The 24,592-nt window shown below is 48.6% G+C and carries 23 protein-coding genes and 1 tRNA gene; 19 read left to right on the forward strand and 5 right to left on the reverse strand.

Features of this window, described 5'->3' with window-relative positions:
* Positions 1-128 precede the first annotated feature (128 nt).
* Entirely contained in the window at positions 129-1,040 is a 912-nt protein-coding gene (locus DWY89_RS12310) for a LysR family transcriptional regulator (RefSeq protein WP_118467060.1), read from the forward strand.
* A 210-nt stretch (positions 1,041-1,250) separates the two neighbouring features.
* Here the strand turns inward: DWY89_RS12310 and DWY89_RS12315 are convergent, their stop codons facing one another.
* Both DWY89_RS12315 and DWY89_RS12320 read right to left on the reverse strand, forming a co-directional pair.
* The gene (locus tag DWY89_RS12315; RefSeq protein ID WP_107001261.1) at positions 1,251-1,595 is read right to left on the reverse strand and encodes a cupin domain-containing protein; all 345 of its coding nucleotides are present in this window, start codon (positions 1,593-1,595) and stop codon (positions 1,251-1,253) included.
* 143 nt (positions 1,596-1,738) lie between these two features.
* Positions 1,739-2,536 (reverse strand): 4Fe-4S binding protein, encoded by a 798-nt coding sequence (locus DWY89_RS12320; protein WP_118524002.1) that lies wholly within the window; start codon positions 2,534-2,536, stop codon positions 1,739-1,741.
* 354 nt (positions 2,537-2,890) lie between these two features.
* Here DWY89_RS12320 and DWY89_RS12325 point away from each other — a divergent pair, with 354 nt between their 5' ends.
* The 8 genes from DWY89_RS12325 (at position 2,891) to holA (ending at position 11,793) form a co-directional block, all read left to right on the forward strand.
* Positions 2,891-4,066: an aminotransferase class I/II-fold pyridoxal phosphate-dependent enzyme gene (locus tag DWY89_RS12325; RefSeq protein ID WP_118523986.1), complete on the forward strand. Its 1,176-nt coding sequence runs from the start codon at positions 2,891-2,893 to the stop codon at positions 4,064-4,066.
* A 45-nt stretch (positions 4,067-4,111) separates the two neighbouring features.
* Entirely contained in the window at positions 4,112-4,690 is a 579-nt protein-coding gene (locus DWY89_RS12330; protein ID WP_243022830.1) for a VanZ family protein, read from the forward strand.
* 15 nt (positions 4,691-4,705) lie between these two features.
* Positions 4,706-5,461, forward strand: coding sequence for a tRNA pseudouridine(38-40) synthase TruA (truA, locus tag DWY89_RS12335; protein WP_118523985.1), 756 nt, complete (start codon positions 4,706-4,708; stop codon positions 5,459-5,461).
* A gap of 120 nt (positions 5,462-5,581) precedes the next feature.
* Positions 5,582-6,172: a sigma-70 family RNA polymerase sigma factor gene (locus DWY89_RS12340; RefSeq protein ID WP_118471852.1), complete on the forward strand. Its 591-nt coding sequence runs from the start codon at positions 5,582-5,584 to the stop codon at positions 6,170-6,172.
* Positions 6,169-7,623, forward strand: a complete 1,455-nt coding sequence (locus DWY89_RS12345) for a hypothetical protein (protein WP_107001257.1) — start codon at positions 6,169-6,171, stop codon at positions 7,621-7,623. The genes DWY89_RS12340 and DWY89_RS12345 overlap by 4 nt, the downstream gene beginning before the upstream one ends.
* 286 nt (positions 7,624-7,909) lie before the next feature.
* Positions 7,910-7,982: transfer RNA gene (locus tag DWY89_RS12350), tRNA-Gln, on the forward strand.
* Between the two features lie 254 nt (positions 7,983-8,236).
* Positions 8,237-10,597, forward strand: a complete 2,361-nt coding sequence (gene feoB / locus DWY89_RS12355) for a ferrous iron transport protein B (protein ID WP_118524709.1) — start codon at positions 8,237-8,239, stop codon at positions 10,595-10,597.
* A gap of 212 nt (positions 10,598-10,809) precedes the next feature.
* Entirely contained in the window at positions 10,810-11,793 is a 984-nt protein-coding gene (holA, locus tag DWY89_RS12360; protein ID WP_118524710.1) for a DNA polymerase III subunit delta, read from the forward strand.
* A 160-nt stretch (positions 11,794-11,953) separates the two neighbouring features.
* Here the strand turns inward: holA and rpsT are convergent, their stop codons facing one another.
* Entirely contained in the window at positions 11,954-12,217 is a 264-nt protein-coding gene (rpsT, locus tag DWY89_RS12365; RefSeq protein WP_022358531.1) for a 30S ribosomal protein S20, read from the reverse strand.
* Positions 12,218-12,734: 517 nt separating this feature from the next.
* On the opposite strand from rpsT, the gene DWY89_RS12370 reads away from it, so the two are divergent.
* The gene (locus DWY89_RS12370) at positions 12,735-13,229 is read left to right on the forward strand and encodes a DUF2798 domain-containing protein (protein WP_118524711.1); all 495 of its coding nucleotides are present in this window, start codon (positions 12,735-12,737) and stop codon (positions 13,227-13,229) included.
* Positions 13,230-13,284: 55 nt separating this feature from the next.
* On the opposite strand, the gene DWY89_RS12375 is transcribed toward DWY89_RS12370, so the two are convergent.
* Positions 13,285-13,761 (reverse strand): GHKL domain-containing protein, encoded by a 477-nt coding sequence (locus tag DWY89_RS12375; protein WP_182426599.1) that lies wholly within the window; start codon positions 13,759-13,761, stop codon positions 13,285-13,287.
* Positions 13,762-14,256: 495 nt separating this feature from the next.
* Between DWY89_RS12375 and DWY89_RS12380 the strand changes: the two genes are divergently transcribed.
* The 8 genes from DWY89_RS12380 (at position 14,257) to ytvI (ending at position 22,178) form a co-directional block, all read left to right on the forward strand.
* Positions 14,257-14,772: a hypothetical protein gene (locus DWY89_RS12380; RefSeq protein ID WP_243022831.1), complete on the forward strand. Its 516-nt coding sequence runs from the start codon at positions 14,257-14,259 to the stop codon at positions 14,770-14,772.
* Positions 14,769-15,704: an ABC transporter permease gene (locus tag DWY89_RS12385; protein ID WP_117795983.1), complete on the forward strand. Its 936-nt coding sequence runs from the start codon at positions 14,769-14,771 to the stop codon at positions 15,702-15,704. The genes DWY89_RS12380 and DWY89_RS12385 overlap by 4 nt, the downstream gene beginning before the upstream one ends.
* 98 nt (positions 15,705-15,802) lie before the next feature.
* Positions 15,803-16,678: a diadenylate cyclase CdaA gene (gene cdaA / locus DWY89_RS12390; protein ID WP_107001251.1), complete on the forward strand. Its 876-nt coding sequence runs from the start codon at positions 15,803-15,805 to the stop codon at positions 16,676-16,678.
* Positions 16,656-18,032 (forward strand): CdaR family protein, encoded by a 1,377-nt coding sequence (locus tag DWY89_RS12395; RefSeq protein ID WP_118524712.1) that lies wholly within the window; start codon positions 16,656-16,658, stop codon positions 18,030-18,032. Before cdaA ends, DWY89_RS12395 begins: the two co-directional genes overlap by 23 nt.
* Positions 18,033-18,075: 43 nt before the next feature.
* On the forward strand, positions 18,076-18,339 hold the full coding sequence (locus DWY89_RS12400; protein ID WP_107001249.1) for an HPr family phosphocarrier protein: 264 nt from the start codon (positions 18,076-18,078) through the stop codon (positions 18,337-18,339).
* A 53-nt stretch (positions 18,340-18,392) separates the two neighbouring features.
* Entirely contained in the window at positions 18,393-19,694 is a 1,302-nt protein-coding gene (locus DWY89_RS12405) for an O-antigen polymerase (protein WP_118524713.1), read from the forward strand.
* A gap of 139 nt (positions 19,695-19,833) precedes the next feature.
* A complete protein-coding gene (locus DWY89_RS12410; protein ID WP_118524714.1) occupies positions 19,834-21,024 on the forward strand; it encodes a pyridoxal phosphate-dependent aminotransferase in 1,191 nt (396 codons plus the stop codon).
* Positions 21,025-21,062: 38 nt separating this feature from the next.
* A complete protein-coding gene (gene ytvI / locus DWY89_RS12415) occupies positions 21,063-22,178 on the forward strand; it encodes a sporulation integral membrane protein YtvI (protein ID WP_118467082.1) in 1,116 nt (371 codons plus the stop codon).
* A 15-nt stretch (positions 22,179-22,193) separates the two neighbouring features.
* Here ytvI and DWY89_RS12420 read toward each other — a convergent pair whose 3' ends face one another.
* On the reverse strand, positions 22,194-23,135 hold the full coding sequence (locus DWY89_RS12420) for an AraC family transcriptional regulator (protein ID WP_118467084.1): 942 nt from the start codon (positions 23,133-23,135) through the stop codon (positions 22,194-22,196).
* A gap of 505 nt (positions 23,136-23,640) precedes the next feature.
* On the opposite strand from DWY89_RS12420, the gene dapF reads away from it, so the two are divergent.
* Entirely contained in the window at positions 23,641-24,501 is an 861-nt protein-coding gene (dapF, locus tag DWY89_RS12425) for a diaminopimelate epimerase (protein ID WP_022358537.1), read from the forward strand.
* Positions 24,502-24,592: the final 91 nt, after the last annotated feature.

Raw genomic sequence — 24,592 nt, forward strand, 5'->3', positions numbered from 1 at the left:
AATAAGGGAAACTTATAACAAAACAGGAAAAGCCAGATCGAAAGCCCGTAAATTGGACGGCGTGATTCATTTTTCTGCTCGATCGAAAAGACGCGATTACATATAGGATATAGAAATGGGGAAATGAGATGAATTTAAAACAAATGGAATATTTTGTGGCGGCGGCGGAGCAGCTGAATTTTACGCGGGCGGCGAAAAAATGTTTTATTTCGCAGACAGCGATGACGCTGCAGATTCAGTCGTTGGAGGAGAAGATCGGGGTGCCGCTTTTTGTGCGGGACAAGCACCATGTCGAGCTGACGGCGGCGGGAAAGGTATATCTGAACGAGGCGCGGGCGATTCTGGTCCGCGCCGAGGAGGCGGCGAAGCTCGCGCGGACGGCAGCGGAAGGCGTAGCTGGGGAGCTGACGATCGGATTTATCCGGGGATATGAGCAGAGCCGTTTTTCGGAGACGCTCAGAAGTTTTCATGAGGCGTACCCGAATATTTCGATTCATCTGCTGCGGGAAAATATGAGCGCGCTCTATGAGCTGTTAGATAATGGAACCTGCGATCTTGCTTTTAATCTGTCTTTGTACACGCAGAATTACGAGGATTTAAAGCACCGGTTCCTCAAACGGTTTCCGATGATGGCGGTTCTTTATCCGGGACATACGCTGGCGGGAGAGAGCCATCTGATGTACCGTGACCTGGCGCGGGAAGACTTTATCATCATGCAGCCGCAGGGACGTTCCAACGATGAGGCGGAAGAAGTATTGATTTGTTACAATAAGGGCGGTTTTATACCGAATATCGTGGCGCGTGAACGGGAGGTACAGACGGTGCTTCTGGAGGTGTCAGCGGGATTTGGCGTGGCGATTCTCCCGGAATATGCCGTCCGCCATTATCGGAATGCGCGGAATCTGGTGGTGGTTCCGCTTCTCCGCGCGGACGGCAGTCCGGAAGAACTTGATTTTGAGATCGCATGGCGTCAGAGCAATCCGAATCCGGCGATTGAAAAACTGCTGCAGTGGGTGGAGACACATGAGTATGTGGAATAATGAAAGCTGGAAGCTGCTGTTCATATCTGTTGAAGGGAGATTAACTGGAAAAATGAACACAACCATGTGCTTATAAAATGAAAAACAGGCATATCGCAGAGAAAAGGATGAAAATCATGCATGGATTCCTGCGGTATGCCTGTTTTGGAATAAATGGATAAGGGCTGCTATCAGTCGGGCTGCATGGTAAAAAGAGTTTGAGCGCAGTCTTTATTTAAATGGGAAAACAACCGTCAACATCCATTTAAATGCTTCCGGTGCATAAACGGCGTGCGGCTTTTTCGCCGGCATGACGAGAACTTCGCCTGCGTGAACCAGGTGCTCGACGCCATCGACCGTGAAGCGGCCGGTGCCTTCCAGAACGGTCACCATCGCATCTCCGGTGGAATCATGGGTGGAGATTTCTTCGCCTTTTGCAAATGCAAACAGAGTAACGCTGACAGCTTCGTTCTGTGCCAGAGTCTTGCTGACGATCTGACCGTCTTCTGCGTTTACCAGGCCGGCTAAAGACTGCACTTTTTCGTGAGTAATGTTTTTGATGTATGGGTATTCCATAATGAACCTCCTTAATAAAATCTCGTTTAGATATATAAATTTTCGTATTCTTTTGAGTCTGATTGAGTCCATTCGGCAGGTGTGTATGGAGAGCGGAACCTGCACGAAATGGTTGGGTAGGTCAATCGGGGGAATGGCAGATATTAATCTAAAATCCGCCCATCGATCGAAATGGTTGTTACCTGCCATGGAATGAATTTTCCGCTTGCCTGCAAGGCATTTTTTACTGCCTGTTCAATGCCTCCGCAGCATGGAACCTCCATGCGGACAACGGTCACGCTCTTGATATCGTTGCTGCGGATAATTTCGGTCAGTTTTTCGGAGTAATCGATGCTGTCCAGTTTCGGACATCCGATCAAGGTTATTTTACCATGGATAAAGTCCTGATGGAAGCGGCTGTATGCGTAAGCGGTGCAGTCGGCAGCGACCAGGAGCTTTGCCCCATCGAAATACGGTGCATGGATCGGAGCTAATTTAATCTGAACCGGCCAGTTTTGAAGGGCGCTCACCCGGATGGATGCTGAATCAGAAGGATTAAAAGTCTCGGCGCTATCTGCATGAGTATCGTCATGTTCAGAAGGAGCGCTTTCAGTGCGCTTCAGGAAACGGCTCATGGATCCTGGACATCCGCTGAATGCAGGGCGGGCGGAAGCGTTTGCAGAAGCAGCAGTATTTGCATTTTCCAGCACCTGTTTTGCCTTGCGGGCAGCCATATGAACCTGGACGGCCGCTTCATCGTAAGCCGCTGCTTCGCGCTCGACAAAAGAGATGGCACCGGTCGGACAGGCTGGCAGGCAGTCTCCCAGACCGTCACAGTAATCATCTTTTAAAAGAGCTGCCTTTCCATCAACCATGCCGATGGCGCCCTCGTGACAGGCAGAAGCGCAGAGCCCGCAGCCGTTGCATTTTTTTTGATCAATTTCAATAATTCTTCGTATCATGATAAAAACCTCGTCTTTCTTAACTTTCATGTATGAATTTCCTGTCCGTGAGGATAAAAGCACGGAACAATTACTGTTTCAATTACGAGATTAAGTATAATTGTTTTGCTGAGAAAAGTCGGTTGTTTTTACAACGTTTTTAGAAAAGCTACGGCAAATTCCGTTGTTGGACACGCCTTTACTTTCCTATATGCTTGTACTATAATTAATACTTATATAGCCAGATAAAAAGAATGGCGGAGAAAGGCTGAGAACCAGAAAAATCAAAGATAGAACGATGGAGAATGACAGAGTCAGGGGCTGTTGACTCAGCTGGTGGATAGAAGAACTTCTGAAAGCGAGGAAAAACATAAGATGAAATTTGCAAATAGAATGGACCGGTTTGGCGAGGGCGTATTCTCCATGCTGGCACAGATGAAGAAGAAAAAGCTGGAAGAGGGAGAGACGATCGTAGATCTGAGTATCGGCGCGCCGAATATTGCACCAGCACCTCATATTTTAAAAGCGCTCAGCGATGCCTGCCTGGTGCCGGAGAATTACCTGTATGCAATTCAGGATCAGCAGGCGCTCTTGCAGGCAGTGTCTGACTGGTATGAGCGCCGCTATGGGGTGAAACTGGATCCGGAGACGGAGATCTGCTCTCTGCTTGGTTCCCAGGAGGGACTGGCGCACATCGCACTTTCGATCGTGGACGAGGGCGATGTGGTTCTGGTGCCGGATCCGTGCTATCCGGTCTTTGCGGATGGTCCGTCGCTGGCGGGGGCAGAGCTTTACTATATGCCGCAGCGGGAAGAAAATCACTACATCATTGATTTGAAAGAAATTCCGGAGGAAGTGGCACAGAGAGCGAAATTTATGATTGTCTCCTACCCGAACAATCCGACGGCAGTGCTGGCACCGGACAGTTTCTATGAAGAATTGATCGCATTTGCAAAGAAATATGATATTATCGTGCTGCATGACAACGCCTACAGTGAACTGGTATTTGATGGAAGAACCTGCGGAAGCTTTCTGCGTTTCCCAGGAGCGAGAGAAGTCGGAGTGGAATTTAATTCCCTGTCAAAGACCTATGGACTGGCGGGGGCACGTGTCGGCTTCTGCGTGGGAAATAAGGAAGTTGTCAGTCATCTGAAAACGTTGAAATCCAATATGGATTACGGTATGTTCCTGCCGATCCAGAAGGCAGCGATCGCGGCGATTACCGGTGACCAGAGCTGTGTGGCTTCGACCAGAGCTGCTTATGAGAGACGGCGTGACTGTCTGTGTGATGGTCTTGCATCGATCGGATGGAAGATGGAGAAACCGGAGGGAACGATGTTTGTCTGGGCACCGATTCCGGCTGGATTTAGCGATTCGATGGAATTTGTAAAAACGTTATTTGAAAAAACAGGAGTTCTGGTGACACCGGGAAGTGCGTTTGGTCCATCGGGAGAAGGACATGTGCGGATGGCGCTGGTGCAGGATGAAGATGCGATCGCGCTGGCGGTACAGCGGATTGACGCGAGCGGAATCTTAAAATCAGAGCAGTAAAGGCGTAAGCGCATAGAAGAGTCAAGCGAATACAGGGATTGATAGATGAATACAGGAAAAAATATCCGGGAAAAACAGAAAGCACTGGGAATGGCATGGATCTGGCATGTGATCTTAATATTATACATTTTATTTATCTACTCCAATTCCATGCGCCCGGCAGTGCAGTCATCGGCGGAGAGCGGACGGGTTCTCCGGCTTTTGCAGAAGCTGGCAGCAGATACCGGAATAGCCGTACCATGGCTGACCGAGCATATTGTGCGCAAATGTGCTCATTTTATTGAGTATACAGGATTGGGGATTTTGCTGCGGCAGAGTGCTCTCTGTGTGCGTGTGAACGGAGCTATTTTGGAAGAAATGTGGACAGAGGATCCGGCTGATGGGAAAGATAGGACTGGGAGAATGCGTGCGATGGCACCGTGCGGGTCTGTATGGCTGGAAATCCACCGCATCGCTATATTTGCGGTTCCATTTCTGGATGAGACGATTCAGTTGTTTACCGAGGGGCGTTCTGGTCAGATCAGCGATGTGTGGCTGGATATGGCAGGAGCGCTGACCGGAACGTTGCTGTATCTGGCGGCGGGACAGATATATTTACGAATAAAAAAGAATGAAAATGGATAACACATGGAGAAAAATATGCCGGATCGAAATATAAAAATCACCCTGCAGTATGACGGAAGCCGCTATGACGGGTGGCAGAAACAGGAAAATACAGACAAGACAATTCAGGGAAAACTAGAACAGATTCTTGAAAAAATGGCAGGTCAGCCGGTTGAAGTACACGGTTCCGGGCGGACCGATGCAGGTGTCCATGCCTGGGGGCAGACGGCAAATTTTCATCTGCCGTCATCCTGTGATGAAATGAGTGCAGAGGAGATAAAGGCGTATATGAACCGCTATCTCCCGGATGATATCGCTGTTTTATCGGCACAGGAGGCGGGAACGCGTTTTCACAGCCGTTTAAATGCTGTTTCCAAGACGTACTGCTACCGGATTGAGACGGCAGCGAAGAAAAATGTATTTGAGCGCCGATATGTGTACGGTCTGGGGGAACCTCTGGACATAGCGGCCATGAGGCGGGCGGCTGCGTATCTGACAGGTGAGCACGATTTTAAAGCATTCTGCTCGTTGAAACGGATGAAAAAATCGACGGTGCGGAATCTCACTGCCATCGAGATTGCCATGCGGGAAAGTGTGTGCGAACTACATTTTCGTGGCAATGGCTTCCTATATAATATGGTAAGAATCCTGACCGGAACACTGATAGAGGTAGGACTTCATAAGCGGACACCGGAATCGGTGGCGGAGACGCTTTTTTCCTGTGACCGAGCGTTGGCGGGCTTTACGGCGCCGCCGGAGGGGCTTTTTCTGGAACGGGTCGAGTATGAATAAAGCTGCATTGATTTTTGCCAGCTGCTGCGAGGAGCTGGACAGGAATCAGAAAAAATTCATAACAAATGCAATAAGAACTGGTTTATCTGCATTAAGTTATATAGAAAGGAAATTTCGTCCATGTTTTTGATGGGGCTTTTAACGACCATGGAAGAGACGGTCGCCTATGATAAGATGAGCGATGAAAAGCTGCTTTTGCGAGTGGCAGAGGGAGATAAGGCGGCGTTTCAGCAGCTTTATCAGAATACGGATAAAACTATATACGGTTTTATTCTGTCGATTTTGCGGAATCCGCAGGACTCTGAGGAGGTCATGCAGGAGCTTTATTTAAAGGTCTGGACTTCGGCTGGAAGCTATCAGTCGCAGGGCAAACCGCTGGCGTGGATGTTTACGATCGCTAGAAATCTTTGCTATATGCGTTTCCGTGACCAGAAGCATGAAGCGGATATCGGGCTTTCGGATCTTTCTGAGATGGAGACAGGGGAATTCTGTCCCCAGATAGAGGATGCTGCGGATAAGATGGTATTACACGCAGCACTCAAAATATTAAATGAAGAAGAACGGCAGATTGTACTTCTGCGGACATCAGCGGGGTTAAAACATCGTGAGATCGCGGCAGATTTGGAGATGCCGCTGGCAACGGTGCTTTCCAAGTACAACCGTGCTATGAAAAAACTGAAAAAACACCTGAGAGAGGAGGGAGTACATTGACCGATCACTCTGAAACAGCGTGGGAACAGGATGAGATTGAGTCACATCTGCGGTCGGCGATGGACGCCCTGACTCCCAACGTATTTGATAAAATCGATCTCTCGACGCCACAGGAGATCTATGTAAAACCATCCAGACGTGTACGGATGTACCGCCGGATGCGGACCGTGGCGATGGCAGCAGCAGCCTGTCTGTGTGTGGCTGTGTTAGGAGGCGGTGTTTCATTTTACCAGAATCACCGTGTCGATTCGGTGATTGGCATCGATGTCAATCCGAGTATTGAGCTTTCCGTCAACCGGAACGAGAAAGTATTGCAGGCGAATCCGCTTAATGAGGATGCGGAGACGATCCTGGATGATATGAATTTGAAAAATGTAGACCTTGATATTGCGGTCAACGCATTGATCGGTTCGATGGTCCGGAACGGTTATCTGGATGAACTGGACAATGCGATTCTGGTTACCGTGTCCAATGAGAATGAGAAAAAGGCATCATCTTTGCGTCAGGATGTCGTAGGGGATGTAGAGTCTTCCCTGCAGGAACACGCGGTACAGGCGGTTGTCTATGACCAGCGGATGAAGGTAACCGGGGAGATTCAGGATCTGGCGGAGAAATACAATATTTCTTATGGAAAAGCGTATTTTCTGCGAGAGCTGATTCGGGATAACGACCTGACCGAAAATGATATGAAAAAATTTGCCGGTATGACGATGGAAGAGATTGCGCGGGAGATCGCGGATCGTGCTTATACGGTAGGTTATTCGAAGACGGACAGCACCATTGAGACGGATGCGGCTCTGGTTCGTGAGGTGACATTGCCGCAGACCGAGGAAGAAACCTTAGCGGAGACGACCGTGGAAAGCACCGGTCAGCCGGAAAATGAACCGACGCCGGCAGAACAGCCATCGACTGCAGTACGCCCGGTGGAGACAACCGCCGCAGCAGATGAGGACGAGGAAGAAGTCGATTCGGGAGGCAAGAAAGCGAAGATTGACTATGTAGATTACGAGAGCGGTTCGCTGAACATCGTTTTTAAGGAAAAGGTTAAATGGAAAAATCCGACCGTGTCGGTGGTAGATCCGGACGGTCAGAGCTATTCGGCGAGAATCACGGACACAGGCGGAACCTCCTGTGAGATTCACGTCAAAGGGCTTCCAGCCAATACGGAGTGCACGTTTACGCTCGGCGGAGTGGCAGTGCGGGACGGCGGTTCCTTTGGTACGGTAAAAGGCTATTTCGAGACGCCGGATATTGCGGACGATCTGATTGATGAGGATGACGACGATGCGGATGATGAGACAGTGGAGACAAAGCCGTCCGAGACATCCCGTGCGCCGGAGACACTGACAGAAGCAGTAAAAGAGAGCACGCACTCGGAGACAGAGTACAGTCAGATGGAGACAAAGCAGACGGAAAAAGAAACGAAGACAGATGCGGAGTCAGCTAATTAAAGCGGAGTGTATGAGGATATATGATTCCTGTTGCCTGAACCATGATATGTCTGGAGTTATCAGAAGTTGGATTCGGGCAGCAGGAATTTTAAGAACCATTAGAATTATTTGCAGGAAGCCTCGTGACGGAAAAATATCCGGGGCATTACGAGACTGTAAAATGTTTCGAACTGGTAAATAATTATAATTGTTCAAAAAAACATAAGTGTTTGAAAAAAATACTTGACGAAACAAAAATTTATGATATAATAATAAATGTGGCTGAGACAGCTATGAAATAAAAGATTGGGCTATCGCCAAATGGTAAGGCAACGGACTCTGACTCCGTCATTTTCAAGGTTCGAATCCTTGTAGCCCAGCTATTTTGAGACAGTGAGGATGATTCATCCTTGCTGTTTTTCTTTTATCTTTTCTATTTTTTTCTGATTGGTAGATTCTTAAAGATTCCAACGATTGACAAATTCCCTAAAGTACAATAGACTTATCTGGAAACATAATTGAGAAAAAGTTTCAATAGTATTTTTCTCTCTATGCTTTGCTTCAAAATCAGGCGGATGTAGAAGCCTGATGACATACAATGAGTTTGACTAATGAAGAGAGATGGAGGCAGAGAATGACATTAAAGGATTTACCAATAGGAAAAACTGCAACCGTTCGGGCAGTTGGCGGAGAAGGTGCACTGCGGCATCATTTTCTGGATATGGGATTGATTCCGACTGCATCGGTTACGATGGTAAAATATGCGCCGATGGGCGATCCGGTTGAGGTGCGGATTCATAGCTATGAACTGACGTTGCGCCTGGCGGATGCAGAGAAGATAGAGATTGAGAATGTACGCGAGGCAGGAACCGAAGCAGCGGACAAAAAGGAACATGGGATTCCGATGGCGCGCGCGATCGATCACCCTGGACTCGGAGAAGGTGGAAAATACCATACAAAGGCGGAGGAACACCCATTGCCGGATGGCATCGTCCTGACGTTTGCCCTGGCAGGTAATCAGAACTGTGGCAAAACGACGCTTTTTAACCAGCTGACCGGATCCAATCAGCATGTGGGGAATTTCCCGGGTGTGACGGTGGACCGGAAGGATGGCACGATCCGCGGACATGAAAATACGAAAGTGACCGACCTGCCAGGAATCTATTCCTTATCGCCATATTCGAATGAGGAGCTGGTGACGCGTCAGTTTATTTTGCAGGAGCACCCGAAGGGAATCATCAATATCGTGGATGCGACAAACATTGAGCGCAACCTGTATCTGACCATGCAGCTTCTGGAACTGGATATTCCGATGGTTCTGGCGCTTAATATGATGGACGAGGTGCGCCAGAACGGCGGTTCTGTCCGTGTCAACGAACTGGAGGAAGAACTGGGAATTCCGGTTATCCCGATCTCAGCGGCAAAGAATGAAGGAATCGGAGAGCTGATCGATCATGCGCTTCATGTAACGCATTTTCAGGAGAAGCCGGGACGGCAGGATTTCTGTGATGCGGATTATCACGGTGGTGCGGTGCACCGCTGCCTGCATGGTATTATGCATCTGATTGAAGATCACGCGCAGAATGCGGGTATTCCGGTGCGCTTTGCTGCATCGAAGCTGGCAGAAGGCGATGAGGAGATTGAGGCGCGTCTGAATCTGGACACGAATGAAAAAGAGACGCTGGAACATATTATTTGCCAGATGGAGAAGGAACGCGGGCTGGATCGGGCAGCTGCGATTGCAGATATGCGGTTTGGTTTTATCGAAAAAGTCTGCAGGCAGACAGTCGTCAAACCGAGGGAAAGCCGGGAACACCAGCGAAGTGTGAAGATTGACCGTCTTCTTACCGGAACCTACACGGCGATTCCGGCATTTATTGCAATCATGGGTCTGGTATTCTGGCTGACATTTAATGTGATTGGCGCGGTCCTTTCAGATGGTCTGGAACTGGTGATTGGATGGCTGACAGAGCGGGCAGACGCAGCGCTGACAGCGGCAGGTATCAATCCGGTGCTCCATTCCCTTCTGATCGATGGTGTGTGCAATGGTGTCGGAAGTGTTTTGAGCTTTCTGCCGATCATTGTGACGCTGTTTTTCTTCCTGTCGCTTTTAGAGGACAGCGGTTATATGGCACGTGTGGCGTTTGTGATGGATAAACTGCTTCGAAAGATCGGCCTTTCCGGACGGAGCATCGTGCCGATGCTGATTGGCTTTGGCTGCACGGTACCAGGAGTCATGGCAAGCCGGACGCTTTCTTCGGAGCGGGATCGAAAAATGACGATCCTGTTGACTCCGTTTATGAGCTGTTCCGCCAAGATTTCGATTTATGCGTTTTTTACCGCTGTCTTTTTCCCGCATCATGGGGCGATTGTTATGATTGCACTTTATCTGTTGGGAATCCTGATGGGAATTTTGATGGCAATGCTTCTTAAAACAACTTTATTTAAGGGTGAAGCCGTTCCGTTCGTCATGGAGCTTCCGAACTACCGGATGCCGGGGGCGCGCAATGTCGCCCAGCTTCTCTGGGAAAAGGCAAGGGATTTCCTGCAGAAAGCATTCACGGTTATTTTTGTGGCGACGATTTTAATCTGGTTCCTTCAGACATTTGATCTGCACCTGAATGTTGTGTCCAATTCCCAGCAGAGTCTTCTGGCGGTTATTTCTGGTGTGATTGCACCACTGTTTGCGCCGATGGGATTAGGCGACTGGCGTGTCTGCACGGCACTTCTGACCGGATTTATGGCAAAAGAGAGTGTTGTATCAACGCTGTCGGTTCTGTTCGGGACGACTCAGAGCCTGCGTGACATTCTGACCCCTCTTTCAGCGGTCAGTCTGCTGGTTTTCTGCCTGCTCTATACGCCGTGCGTGGCAGCGATCTCATCGGTCAGACGCGAACTGGGCGGAAAATGGGCTTGCTTTGTCGTGGTGGCGCAGTGCGTGATTGCGTGGATTGTAGCGTATGCGGTCTATCTTTTGCTGGGGATGGTAATGTAGATTTTGACTGAAAGTGAACCAAGGAAAAATTTCAAGCAACAAAAGGAGCTGCTGTTTTATTCTTTTTATGGGTTTACAGTAGACAACATTTTAGAAAAATGTTTATAATAGTAGGAAGTGAAAAAATAGACAGGAAAGTAACCGGATGGACAGTCATTCGAAAAAATGGATCTGTTTTTATCGAATAGAACCAGGAGGCGGGGACGGAGTTAATGCAGACGATCAATGAAGACATCAAAAATGGCACATTTAAGCCGGTTTATCTGCTATACGGCGAAGAGGCGTTTTTGAAGCAGAGTTATAAAAAGAAGCTGCGGGCGGCGATCTCGGGCGATGATACGATGAACTACAATTATTTCGAGGGAAAAGGGCTGGATGTGAACGAGCTGATCAGTCTGGCGGACACGATGCCATTTTTCAGCGAGCGGCGTCTGATTCTGATCGAGGACAGCGGATTTTTCAAGACTTCTTCGGAGGCGCTGGCGGAGTATCTGCCGACGATGCCGGACACGACCTGCATCGTATTTGTGGAAGAGGCGGTCGATAAGCGAAACAAACTCTACAAAAAGGTCAAGGATCTGGGTCACATTGCGGAGATGAAGCGGCAGGACAGCGCGCAGCTCGCCAGATGGGCGGCGACGATCCTGGCGCAGAATGGGCGGAAGATCACGCCCTCCACGATGAATCTCTTTTTGGAGCGCGTCGGCGATGATATGGAAAACATCCGGATGGAGCTGGAAAAACTCATTTCCTACACGATGGGCAGTGAGGTAGTGACGGCAGAGGATGTGAAAGTCATCACGACCGTGCAGATCACGAACAAGATCTTCGACATGGTAGCGGCGATCACGGCGGGAAAGACGAAGCGGGCGATGGATCTGTACGAAGACCTGCTGACACTCAGGGAGCCGCCGATGCGGATCCTGTTCCTGATTGCCAGACAGTTTAACCAGCTTTTGCTGGTGCGAGAATTGCAGGCGTCCGGCGCAGACCGGGGGACGGTTGCCTCGAAATTGAAAGTACCTCCGTTCGTAGCCGGAAAACTCAGCAGCCAGGCGGCGGCATTTACGAAAGAACAGCTCATTTCCTATGTGCAGACCTGCGTGGATGCCGAGGAGGCAGTCAAGACCGGGCGGATGGGCGACCGGCTGGCGGTGGAGCTGCTGATCAGTCAGCCCAGAAGTTCCGTGCGCTGATTCTAAAGGGCAGTGCCAGCATCAGAATCAGCGGTTCTTCGGCCGGACCCGGCTGGAAAAGAAGCAACAAAAAACCATTATTCTGTCACACCCACAGAATAATGGTTTTTTAATTTGGGTTAATTTTTAATATATAATTCGAAAGATCCGCTCTGGATAATTAAGCCAGAGTATTTACAGCCTTGGAAAGACGGGATACTTTGCGGGAAGCTGTATTCTTGTGGTATACGCCCTTGGAAGTAGCCTTGTCGATCTCGCTGGTAGCAGCTAATAATGCAGCCTGTGCAGCAGCCTTATCTTTTGCAGCAACAGCAGCTTCTACTTTCTTAACAGCAGTTTTAACTTTGGATCTGATAGCCTTGTTTCTTGCAGCTCTTGTCTCTGCAACTAAAATTCTTTTTTTTGCGGATTTAATGTTAGCCAATGTAGTGTACCTCCATCATAAATTCTTTTATTTTGATTCGTAATTCATTTTGTATTTGGTTTGCATTAAAGCCTGGACACGGACAGTTCAATGTAAACATACTATTACATTCTATCGAATAAAGGCAGTATTGTCAATATCTATTTGCCTGTTTTTAGGGAAAAATTCGGAAAAAATGAAAGGGGAGCTGAAAAAGCAGCTCTTGTCAAGTTGCATAAGCGGAATAAAAAATAAAAAAAATTGATCGTTCAATATGATGAAATTGTGAAAAAATAAAAAAAGTGCTTACACGAATGGAAAAAAGACGTTATAATAGCGAACCGTAACCCAAATCGAATATAGTTTGAAAAAACGCAGTGAGATTGCATACAGCAGTAGAGATCAAAACGAGTTTCCGATTTCTGCTGCCTTTTATTTTGTGAAATTTATCACGGACAGCATCTTGTGCGTGGGTGTGTCGGACTGATTTGCCGATGCATCTGGATAGAAGCAATTATTTTATAGGAGGAGAATGAAAATGCCAAGAAATAAGAGAGAAAGTTTTATCTATTCCGTTATCATGTGTTTCACGATGGTACTCTGGATGAGTATGTACAATGTAACCCTTCATATGAGACATTTATCCTTGGAAACGATCCGCGAAGGATGGATCGGATTCCCGTTTGCATTCGTGTATGCGTTTCTGTTTGACTGGTTCATCGTGTCCGGTCCGGCGAAGGGAATTGCGTTCCGTTACTTTGTATCACCGGAGAGCAGCACACTTCGTAAAGTAATTACGATCTCCTGCTGCATGGTCGTTCCGATGGTATTTGTTATGTCCTTATATGGCGGTCTGGAAGCCTGCGTGAAATCCGGTGCGTGGAGCCAGCTGCTCATCATCTGGCTGACCAATATTCCGAAGAACATCATCATGGCGCTTCCGTTCCAGCTCATCGTAGCAGGTCCGCTGGTGCGCCGCGTGTTCCGTACCGCATTCCCGGAGGGAACCGTGCTGCAGGAACCGGTTATGTAGGGAGATAGCAGAAAATTTATATTATATAAAAAGAGGATATCTGGTTTTTGTATCATTATGGGTTCAGCAATACCGAAGCATAAAATACGCCGTCCCGCCATTCAAACCGTGCATCGCCGTGGTACTGTTCGGCGATCATGCGGATCGATTCGGTTCCGATGCCGCTTCCAGCAGGTTTGGTCGATACCAGTTTTTCATTCATCCAGGTAGGGCTGAATGCGCTGGTGTTGTCCGTGGTGATGGACAGGGTGGAGGTACCCGTCTGCACCGCGGAGAGACGGATGAAAGGCGGCGTGTTTTCAGAGCTGGAACACCCGGTCTGACAGGAGAAAAAGTTGTAGCCGAAGAGCGCCTGACAGATGCAGAAAGCGGCGGCACGCACGACCAACAGATAATCGATGATAAATAAATATAGAAATAAAATCATTCCGATCTCGGCGTCTACTATCAGCTTAAATAAAACGCCAAAGCAAGGGAGCGCGAGGTATTGCACCCATACACTGGACAAACCATCTACAATCGCGATTTTCAAAACAAAATCCCTCTTTTCTTCTGATTGTCTGGGAAAAGGCTGCTTACGCATGTTTCGAACCTTTTGATCCTAATATCATAAAGATGTTGGGGTCAAAAGGCATTTTGACCCCTCTGATACCAGATTGCTCCGCACTATATGCTCCCGCAATCTTCAAAAACATTCGTAATTCGCTCATTTTTCTTTGAAAAATGGCTACTTACTCATGTTTTTGGCGGGTCCCAAGGTCAAAAATGCTCCTGCAAGCAAGCTTGCGTCGAACTTCTGACCTTTTGACCCTGGTATCATCATAAAAGTATCATAACATAAAAAGAAGCAAAAAAGGCATAGTTTTTACATCTTATGAAACAGACTTGATACGCTCTGCCGATCATGCGAAAATGTGTGATCGGCAGAGCTCTTTTTTGATGTCTGACAATCCCTTACAAATTTATGAAAAACCTATGAAAAATCCCCCCGCCCCCTCGCCAAGAGAAAAAAGTTATGTTATAATTTATGGAAGAATGCGTTTTTGGCGCAGCGGTTTCAGAAACGGGACGTATCGGACCGGAAGCCGCGGCATATATAAAAAAGGAACCATGTATGCTCAACGAAGACAAGATAAAATTAATGACCGAACTGGCACTGTTTGAGAAGAAGCATGCTTCCCAGATGAAAACAGTCAATCAGTATTTTAAAAGCGACTATATCAGCCGCAATCTGCTCCGGGGATTTATAAGCTATACATTGTGCAGCATACTTCTCTTTGGAATGTGGGTATTATTTAATGTAGAAGTAGTTCTGAGTTCGATAGGAATGGATGAACTGAAGGGACTGGCTTTTCGAGGAGGAGCTTTATACCTCGGGGGGCTTTTTCTGTATGTCGTCCTGACGATCATCGTGTATGGCGGGCGGTATGAGTACGAGGAAAAGATGAACCGGATCTACATAGCGAAACTGAAACATCTGGATAAGCGCTACGATATACACCGGCGCGCCAGAAAAATGGAGAGAGAGAGGAGAGGCAGATGAGAGGACTCCTTGCAGGGAAAGAAGCACTCAAGGCTTTCTATGCGAGATACAGTGCATTTGTGAATGCATTCCTGCGTTTTATAACTGCCTTTGCGGCGGTGTTTCTGATTAACCAGAACATCGGACTGATGCCGAAACTGAGCGGCGGTCTGGTGCCGCTGTTTGCGGGAATTATATGTGCATTTCTCCCATTTGGAGCCATTGCGTTTCTGATTGGGATTTTTTTGCTGGCACAGCTCTTTGCAGCATCGATGGAAGTGGCGCTCATTACCTTGGTGTTCCTTCTGATCGTGGTGTTGCTGTATTACGGATTTCAGCCGGGTGACAGCGCGTACCTGATTGTAACGCCGATCTTGTTTTTTCTGAAGGTGCCGTTTGCAGTCCCGATGATTCTTGGACTGACTGGAAGCCTCGTATCGGTGATTCCGATGAGCTGCGGGATTTTTCTGTACTACGTGATTCTGTATGTGAAGCAGAACGGAAGCTTCCTGGCAGGCAGTGAGCAGACTGAGATCACGCAGATGCTGGCGCAGGTCATCAAAAACCTGCTGGCAAACCCGGCGATGCTTGTCATGATTGCGGCATGCTGCCTGGGGGCGCTGACGGTCTGTGTGCTCAAGAAACTGTCGATCAACTACTCCTGGGGGATCGCGATCGGAGCTGGCCTTATTTTACAGATTCTGGTTGTGTTTATCGGCGATTTCCGCTTTGGCGTTCCGGTGTCCGTGCCGGAGCTGATTGTAGGAATGATTGGTGCGGTTATTGCATCGCTGATCTATCAGCTGTTTGTTTTTTCGGTCGATTACAGCCGGACTGAGTACACGCAGTTTGAGGATGACGATTATTATTACTATGTGAAAGCGGTTCCAAAGATTGCGATCTCGAGGACGGATGTAAAGGTACAGGAAATCAATAAAGTAAAGAGAAGATAGACTATTTTATAAAAGAAACTTGTTGTTAAAAGAAATGCGTGACGGGTCATATGTACGTGACTGGTAACAGAAACGCAGCCCGAAAGGGAGGGAAAAGAATGGCAGAGATACTGGCGGAGATTTATTCGTGGATCTCGTTCGTACCGAAGATAACCTTTAAAAATTTAATAGAGATCGCGATTATAGCAATTCTGGTATATGAAATGCTGATCTGGATCAAAAATACGCGGGCGTGGACGCTTCTGAAGGGCATTGTTTTTATTCTTGCATTCTTTCTGGCAGCTGCGATCCTGGAACTGGATACGATTCTGTGGCTTCTGGAAAAGACGTCGTACATTGCGGTAACGGCGATCATCGTTATTTTCCAGCCGGAGCTGCGGAAAGCACTGGAGCAGATCGGAAGCCAGAACGTGCTGACGACGCTGTTTTCAACGGATGATACGAAGAAAAATGAGGATTTCAGCGAAAAGACGATTGCAGAGCTGGTGCGTGCTTGTTTTGAGATGGGAAAAGTCAAGACGGGCGCCCTGATCGTCATCGAGAGGGGCACGCCGCTCGGAGAGATCGAGCGGACGGGCATCGAGGTCGATGGTATCGTGACGAGCCAGCTTCTGATCAATATTTTTGAGCACAACACACCGCTGCACGACGGCGCGGTCGTGATTCGCGGTAACCGTGTGACGGCGGCGACCTGTTATCTGCCGCTCTCGGACAATATGGATATCAGCAAGGCATTGGGAACCAGACACCGTGCGGCAGTCGGAGTCAGTGAGGCGACCGATAGCGTGACGCTGGTTGTATCGGAAGAGACAGGGCGTGTGTCGGTGGCTGTGTCCGGACGGCTTAAGAGTGTCAAGGATGGAGATGAACTGAGAGATATATTGTCAGTTCTGGTAAAACGGGAAACGGAAAACACAGGTCGTTTCAGAATATGGAAGGGAAGACGCAGAAATGAAAGAAAAGCTGACGAATAATCTTGCGATCAAGCTGATTGCCCTGTTCTGTGCTTTCTTTGTGTGGCTGGCAGTCGTGAATGTGGCGAACCCGATCAAGGTATCGACGAGGGAGGTTCCGGTCACGATCACGAACGATCAGGTGCTGGAGCAGGCGGATCTTGCCTATGATGTGGTAGGCAAAAAAACGGTGGTGATCAGTTTCAAGATCCGGACGAAGGATGATTATAAGGTAAAGGCGTCGGATTTCAACGCCTATGCGGATTTATCGGAAATGTATGATGTGACGGGTGCGATCCCGATCCGAGTGGAAGTGGTGAACAATGAGGAACTGCTGGAGTCCACGCCGGTTGTGAAGTCCCCGGAGGTCATCAAGATCACGACCGAGGCGCTGCAGACCAAGGCATTTACGCTGAAAGCGTATCCTCAGGGCAAGGCGGCAGAGGGTTACGAGGCGGGTGAGGTGACAATGGTGCCATCCCAGGTGACGGTTAAAGGACCAACCTCCCTGATCGGACAGATCAGCAGCGTGGGTATCCGTTTTAATATTGACGGTGCTGCGGCGGATGTCGGTGGAACAGCAACACCGGAGTATTTTGACGCCAATGGAAATGTGCTGTCAGATTTGGGAGATTCTGTCAAGACGGTTGGCGGAGATGTCTCTTATACGATGCAGATCCTGAAAGTAAAAGAAGTACCGCTTGATTTTGACGTCAGTGGTGAAGTGGCGGATGGATACCGCTATACGGGTCCGAAGACGGATATCAAGTCGGTGTCTGTGGCGGGGCTTAAGACGGATCTGGCATCGGTCAGCACGCTCACGATTCAGGGACCGTCCCTTAATGTGCAGGGCGCGACGAAGAATGTGGAGTGCGAGATCGATCTGGATGATTATCTGCCGTCCGGGCTTACGATCGTGGGACTGGACAGCACGACGATCAACGTGACACTACAGGTGGAGAAGTTGATAGAGAAGACCTTTACGGTCAAACCGGAGGATGTGACTCTAAACGGAAAGAACAGCAGCTACAGCTATACCGTCGAAGATACGAAGATGGAAGTCAAGGTACAGGGACTTGAGGAGGATTTAAGCAGCCTGTCGGCGGCGAAGATGAATATCCGGGTCGATGTATCAGGCATGGGACTGGGCGAGCACACGGCAGCGGCGCAGTTCCAGCTGGGGGACGCGTATAAGATGCTGTCGGCGCCGGCTGTGACAGTGCGGGTCAGCGAACATGGAAGCTCCAGTGCCCAGACGACGGAAAGCACCGAGAGTGACCGTGGAGACACGGGCAGCCAGAGCAGTTCCAACCGGGAGAGCGGGGCAAGCTCGGCAAAAGAAAATGTGGATGCAGAGAGCGGCAATGCTGCATAAAGTATGGTATGCCATCCACAAATGAGGAGAAAGAAGTTAAACAATGGTAAAAGCAAAAATTAAATTAAAAAACCCGACTGGTCTGCATTTGAGACCGGCGGGAATCCTGTGTAATGAGGCGGTAAAATTCGATTGTTCTGTCCAGTTCCAGTTCCGTGGCACCGTGTCCAATGCAAAGAGTGTCCTGAGCGTGCTTGGGGCGTGCATCAAGAGCGGTGATGAGATCGAGTTTATCTGTGATGGAAAAGACGAGGAGGAAGCTCTGTCGGCGATGCTGAAAATAGTTGATGACGGGCTGGGCGAGTAGGGAAAACCGGTGCGGTAAAAGAATGTGTACAGACGTACAGATAGGATGAAACTATGATCGTTTATTTGGTTTGCTATGCGGCTTCGCTGCTTCTGGCGCTTGGCCGCCATTATCTTTTATCCGGCGCAGGGCTTCTGGCGGCGGCGGCGTATCTGTATGCGTCAGACTATATCCGGAGTGGAAATCTTCTGCATCTGCGGGGGATTTTCGCTCTTTCCTTTGTAGGTGGACAGGGACTGGCGTGTATGAAGCTTAGTTATTTAAGTCAGGCATGGAGTGCGGGAACGTGGCTGGGACTTTTGGCGGCGTTTGCGGGCTTTTATCTGGCTTTTTATTATCTGGAAGCATTTTCCGGTGAGGCGTCCGTCCGCGTGGGCGGTCATTCCGGCGCGGTGCAGCGCCGGGGGTTGGAATCTTATGCCGGAACCGTCTTTTTCTGCGCGGTGGCGCTGGCGGCGCTATCGGCAGGCTGTTTCGCGATCGAGGCGGTCTATATGGGCTATATTCCGCTGCTGCTCCGGGGCGTTCCGCATGCTTATTCCTATTTCCATGTGACCGGGCTTCATTATCTAACGGTGTCCTGTGTGCTGGTTCCGGCGCTCTCTGTGATCTATTTTTGCATCGAGGGCGGTCGCAGCCGGGGACGGCTGGTATGTATGCTTCTGGCAGATGCAGCGGCGGTGGCGATTCCGCTTCTGTGCGTGTCGCGCTCCCAGCTTCTGTTTGCGGTACTGCTGGCATTGATTACCTACATACAGATGGAACACCAGCTGAATCCGATTTATGTTGTTTTTGCGCTGGCAGGGCTGATTGGGCTCTACATTCTGCTGACGATCGCGCGCAGCCATGATACTGCCTACTTGAATACGGTTTTTGAGATGAAACGGCACCTGCCGATTTTTGTGACGCAGCCGTATATCTATATTGCAAACAATTACGATAATTTCGACTGTCTGGTCAAGGGACTTGTGAAGCACAGCTGGGGCATGAAGATGCTGGCACCGTTCTGGACGCTGACGGGACTCAAGTTTCTGGTTCCGTCGTTGACGGCATTTCCGTATTATGTGACGAAGGAAGAGCTGACGACGCTGACGATGTTTTATGATGCGTACTACGATTTCGGCATAATTGGCGTGTTCATCTTTTCTGCCATATTAGGAGCGGCGGCGTATCTGCTGATGCGGATGATGCGCCAGGTGCAGAATCCGATTACCTATCTTCTGTACGCACAGTTTGCACTTTACATGCTCTTATCGTTTTTCACAACCTGGTTCAGCAATCCGTCCACATGGTTTTATTTCGCGGTGACAGCGGTTGTGACATTTCTGGTATCGCATAAGGTTGCAGGGCGGTAAAAATATATGGATTAAGATATAAAAGTGAAATAAAATCTGCTATAATAACAAAAAGACGACAATTCAGTAAGTTAAAGTGCTGCTTGTATACAGATAGAATTGCCGCATTGATCAGTTTTACAGAAAAGAGGGCAAGCCAATGATTTCAGAAAAAATGATACCGCTTATGAAAAATAACTCCGCCATCCGTATGATGTTTGAAGAGGGCAATAAGCTGGCGGCGAAATATGGACGTGAGAATGTGTTTGATTTCAGCCTTGGAAATCCGAGCGTACCGGCTCCGGCAGAGGTAAATCAGGCAATTCAGGATATCGTAAAGGAAGAAGATTCCCTGTTTGTACACGGATATATGTCCAACGCAGGCTATGAAGATGTGCGTGAGACGATCGCTCAGTCGTTAAACCGCCGGTTCGGCACCTCCTTTCACGCAGGCAACATCCTGATGACGGTCGGTGCGGCAAGTGGTTTGAATGTCATTTTAAAGACCCTGTTAAATCCAGGAGAGCAGATCATTACCTTTGCACCATACTTTGTAGAGTATGGTTCCTATGTCCGCAACTATGACGGCGAGCTGGTGGTTGTATCTCCGAATACGGTGGATTTCCAGCCGAATCTCGTTGAATTTGAGGAAAAGATCAACGAAAAGACCAAGGCAGTGATCATCAACACCCCGAACAACCCGACCGGCGTTATTTATTCCGAGGAAACACTGCAGAAGATTGCAGCAATTCTGGAAAAGAAACAGAAGGAATTTGGTACATCGATCGTGCTTCTGTCCGATGAGCCGTATCGTGAGCTGGCTTACGACGGCGCGGTTGTACCGTATGTGACAAAATATTACCGCAATACAGTGGTTTGCTACTCTTACAGTAAGTCTCTGTCCCTTCCGGGCGAGCGTATCGGTTATCTGGTAATCCCGTCTGAGATGGATGAGAGCGCAAACGTATTCCAGGCGGCAACGATTGCGAACCGTGTTCTGGGCTGTGTCAATGCGCCATCCCTGATGCAGAGAGTCATCAAGCGCTGCGTAGATGCGAATGTGAATCTGGAAGCTTACGACCGCAACCGTAACCTGCTTTACAACGGATTGAAAGAGTGCGGATTTTCCTGCATCAAGCCGGAGGGCGCGTTCTACCTGTTTGTGAAATCTCCAGTGGAGAATGAGAAGGAATTCTGTGAGGTATGCAAACAGTACAATGTACTGGTAGTACCGGGAAGTTCATTCGCTTGCCCAGGTTATGTGCGCATTGCATACTGCGTATCATATGGACAGATCGAGAGATCGCTTCCGGCATTCAGAAAGATTGCGGAACACTATAATCTGGTATAGCGAAATTGTATCATCGTCTTGGAAAGGAAAAGGATGAGATGAAACGATGTTTTAGAATGATTCTGAATATTGTGATTCCGCTCCTTGGTTTATGTCTGGTCATCTTTTTAGGTCCCAGACTTCTGCATTTTTTCATGCCGTTTGTGGTCGGATGGATTCTGGCACTTTTAGCAAATCCGCTGGTGCGGTTTCTGGAACGGCGCGTGAAGCTGGTGCGGCGCCACGGCTCGATGCTGATCATTATTGCGGCGCTGGCGATTGTGATCGGTCTTTTTTACGGGGCGGGTCTTCTGGTTTACCGGGAAATGGGAAGTTTTCTGGCGGATGCACCGGAAATATATCAGAGTGTGATCGCTGAGATCGAGAATGCATTGCAGAATGGGCGCAAGCTTGCAGAATATTTTCCGCAGAATTTACAACCGCCGCTGCTGGCATTTTCGGATAATCTGGATGGTCTGTTTGGAAAACTGGTATCGCGGGCGGCGGAACCGACCGTGCAGATCGCCGGACATGTGGCGAAGAGTATTCCGAATCTTCTGGTAAATATGGTCATTATTATCCTGTCTTCGTACCTGTTTCTGGCGGACCGGGAGTCCATCATGCGGTGGCTGAAAGAGCATCTTCCGGCATTTGTATTCCGCTATATCGAGTATATGAAACGGGACGCAAAGGGACTGATTGGTGGATATTTTCTGGCACAATTCCGTATCATGTGTGTGGTGGCGCTGATTCTCGCGGCAGGATTTTTGGTGCTGGGTGTCCGCTACGGTGTCCTGTTGGCGTTTTTGACGGCGATTCTGGATTTTCTGCCGATCTTTGGAACGGGAACGGTGCTGTTCCCATGGGCGGTTGTGAAACTGTTTGCGGGGGAGTATGCGTATGCGACCGGGCTTATCCTGCTCTACATCCTGACGCAGGTCGTCCGTCAGATCATCCAGCCGAAGATCGTCGGGGAGTCGATGGGATTGCCGCCTCTGATGACGCTGTTTCTTTTGTATCTGGGATTTAAGCTGCGCGGGCTGACAGGCATGATTCTGGCGGTGCCGGTGGGGCTTGTCTTTATCAATTTTTATAAATATGGGGCGTTTGATTCGATGATCCGGAATTTCAGAATGCTGATGGAGTCGATTCAGAAATTCCGGAGGGAAGAATAGGGGGAAGTTTCCTTATTATATAGTAAAATTTTCTTGGTAATTTAATCTGGATAAATTATGCGGCGTATCGCGATATTTTTTCTTATATGCCCGGAGGAACGCAGCATAATTGCGGAATCCGGATTGATAGCAGGCTTCTGTGACGGGGGTGCCCCGGCGCAGGAGCTCGTTTGCGTTTTGGAGGCGTTTTTCAGTCAGGTATTCGGTAATGGTGTAGCCGGTTTCCTGGCGGAAGAGGCGCATCATGTGGTATTTGCTCATGTAAAAGCGGGCGGCGAGCTGGTCGATGGTGTGGTCTTCTTCTGGGTGTTCAGAGAGGTAGCGCATGAGTTCCAGGATTTTTTCGCCGGAAGGGGAGGTCGGAACGTATTCCCGATGGTTTTCGGAGGCGGCGCGATCAAGGTGTACCATAAATTCCAGGAATAATAAACGCAGAAGAAGCTCGGATCCATAACTGCTGCCACCAAGGGATTCAAAGTTAGCATTGTCTGTGCCATTGTCATTTGTACCACCTGCCTGATAGGCATTTTCCAGTCTTGACAGCGCCTCTAAGAGCGGCGTCATGGTAAGGGAACCGAGGCGCAGAACATCGGACTGCTGTTCTCTGGCAAGCTGGAAACAGAGGTCGAGCGCACAGTCAGCACAGGAGAATGCATCCAGGCATTCCGGCGACAGGTAGAGGATGATGCGCTCATATCGGCTTTTGTATGGCACGACCGGCTTGTGCAGGCAGTGCGCGCCGACGAGGACGATGTCGAGCGGACGGAGGTGGTAGGAACGGCCTTCCACGATGTAGTCTGCTTCGCCATTTAACAGGATCAGGACTTTGTGGAAATCATGATAGTGGTAGGCAACCGGTGTATCCATCTGCCCGCGCAGGTGGAAGAGGCGGAATTCGTGGTTGAGGTAGCCGCGTTTTTCGTAGGCGGGGGATTCGTGGGTGGTATTTTCTGACATAAGGGGACTCCTTTTTTGAGTGTATTGCAGGTTGATTGTTGCGGGAAATTATATCTTGTATAAATGCATTGAGTTTGTTGTTTTCCTCTGAGATAAATATGTTTTGAAACACAGATATTTCATTTCTTAGTTCATATTATATAGCATTATATGCAATATTTAAAGCATGATTCTTCTATTAAAAGCTGCTATATTTTCTTAAAATTGAAATTAAAGAAAGCATAGATGGAATATTATGAAAATGCAGACATATTCAAAATATAAATGGATATGCATGATAAAGTGATTTCGAGAACGGAAGTAGAATAGAAATCATTGATGAAAGGTAACTGTTCAGTAGGTCTGCGCATTTACTGCGCTGACCGTACGAAAACATGGGTCAGCAGGCAAAAATCCCATTGCCGTAGGCAATTTTAATGGATTTTTGCGCGTGACTGTGAAGGTACTGAACAGTTACGATGAAAGATTTTTATGGTATTGATTAAAAGGGGCAGGAGGTATCGCGATGAAACAGGTTGTGCTTGAAAAATATCACTGTATGGGAAATGATTACCTGGTGTTTGATCCAAATAAGAATGATTTGGAATTGAATGCGGAGAATATCAAGAAGATGTGCAGCCGTCATTTTGGCATCGGCGCGGATGGCATTCTGGCGGGCCCATATCTGGGGGAGAATGATTTTTATGTACGCATCTACAACGCGGACGGCAGCGAGGCGGAGAAGAGCGGCAACGGCATGGGTATTTTTGCAAAATATCTGCGGGACGCGGGATATGTGCAGAAAACGACGATCTCCTGGAAAACGCTGGGAGGCGAGGAGACAGTCTTTTATCTCAACGAGGATGCGACCCGTGTGAAAATTTCGATGGGACATCCGACGTTCTGGAGCGATGAGATTCCGGTGACCGGCGAGCGGCGGGAGATGGTAAACCAGACGATGGTATTTGGAAAGATTCCGTATGTCACGACTTGTCTTTCAATGGGAAATCCGCACTGTGTTATCTGGATGAATGAGATTTCGAAGGAAATGGTGTGCCGGATCGGCGAGCATTCGGAAACATCCGAATATTTCCCGGAAAAGGTCAATACGCAGATTTTAAATGTCCTTGACCGGACGAATATCCAGATCGAGATCTATGAGAGAGGCGTTGGATATACGCTGGCGTCCGGAAGCTGCGCCTGCGCGGCGGCGAGTGCGGCATACCGCCTGGGACTTGCCGATCCGCATATGTACGTCCATATGCCGGGTGGCACGCTGGAAGTGGAAATCAAGGAGGACGGCATGGTTTACATGGTCGGCGAGGTCGGCTATGTGGGACATATCCAGTTGGGAAATGAATTGAGCGAACAGCTGCGGATTAAATAAAAAAGTATTTGACAGAAAAATATCGGACTGCTATATTTTATTTATAAAAATTGTGAAAAGAATGACAGGGGCATTCTCACACAGCAAAACG

The sequence above is a fragment of the Clostridium sp. AF27-5AA genome (genome assembly GCF_003478415.1).
GTDB lineage: Bacteria > Bacillota > Clostridia > Lachnospirales > Lachnospiraceae > Otoolea > Otoolea fessa.

Bases quoted from the DNA above. Each gene is read 5' to 3' on its own strand.
- dapF (WP_022358537.1), top strand. From the start codon at position 23,641: ATGAAACAGGTTGTGCTTGAAAAATATCACTGTATGGGAAATGATTAC.
- DWY89_RS12310 (WP_118467060.1), top strand. From the start codon at position 129: ATGAATTTAAAACAAATGGAATATTTTGTGGCGGCGGCGGAGCAGCTG.
- DWY89_RS12325 (WP_118523986.1), top strand. From the start codon at position 2,891: ATGAAATTTGCAAATAGAATGGACCGGTTTGGCGAGGGCGTATTCTCC.
- DWY89_RS12400 (WP_107001249.1), top strand. From the start codon at position 18,076: ATGGTAAAAGCAAAAATTAAATTAAAAAACCCGACTGGTCTGCATTTG.
- DWY89_RS12370 (WP_118524711.1), top strand. From the start codon at position 12,735: ATGCCAAGAAATAAGAGAGAAAGTTTTATCTATTCCGTTATCATGTGT.
- DWY89_RS12320 (WP_118524002.1), bottom strand. From the start codon at position 2,536: ATGATACGAAGAATTATTGAAATTGATCAAAAAAAATGCAACGGCTGC.
- DWY89_RS12330 (WP_243022830.1), top strand. From the start codon at position 4,112: ATGAATACAGGAAAAAATATCCGGGAAAAACAGAAAGCACTGGGAATG.
- DWY89_RS12385 (WP_117795983.1), top strand. From the start codon at position 14,769: ATGAGAGGACTCCTTGCAGGGAAAGAAGCACTCAAGGCTTTCTATGCG.
- DWY89_RS12395 (WP_118524712.1), top strand. From the start codon at position 16,656: ATGAAAGAAAAGCTGACGAATAATCTTGCGATCAAGCTGATTGCCCTG.
- DWY89_RS12340 (WP_118471852.1), top strand. From the start codon at position 5,582: ATGTTTTTGATGGGGCTTTTAACGACCATGGAAGAGACGGTCGCCTAT.
- DWY89_RS12405 (WP_118524713.1), top strand. From the start codon at position 18,393: ATGATCGTTTATTTGGTTTGCTATGCGGCTTCGCTGCTTCTGGCGCTT.
- holA (WP_118524710.1), top strand. From the start codon at position 10,810: ATGCAGACGATCAATGAAGACATCAAAAATGGCACATTTAAGCCGGTT.
- DWY89_RS12410 (WP_118524714.1), top strand. From the start codon at position 19,834: ATGATTTCAGAAAAAATGATACCGCTTATGAAAAATAACTCCGCCATC.
- DWY89_RS12380 (WP_243022831.1), top strand. From the start codon at position 14,257: ATGGAAGAATGCGTTTTTGGCGCAGCGGTTTCAGAAACGGGACGTATC.
- DWY89_RS12420 (WP_118467084.1), bottom strand. From the start codon at position 23,135: ATGTCAGAAAATACCACCCACGAATCCCCCGCCTACGAAAAACGCGGC.
- DWY89_RS12315 (WP_107001261.1), bottom strand. From the start codon at position 1,595: ATGGAATACCCATACATCAAAAACATTACTCACGAAAAAGTGCAGTCT.
- feoB (WP_118524709.1), top strand. From the start codon at position 8,237: ATGACATTAAAGGATTTACCAATAGGAAAAACTGCAACCGTTCGGGCA.
- cdaA (WP_107001251.1), top strand. From the start codon at position 15,803: ATGGCAGAGATACTGGCGGAGATTTATTCGTGGATCTCGTTCGTACCG.
- truA (WP_118523985.1), top strand. From the start codon at position 4,706: ATGCCGGATCGAAATATAAAAATCACCCTGCAGTATGACGGAAGCCGC.
- ytvI (WP_118467082.1), top strand. From the start codon at position 21,063: ATGAAACGATGTTTTAGAATGATTCTGAATATTGTGATTCCGCTCCTT.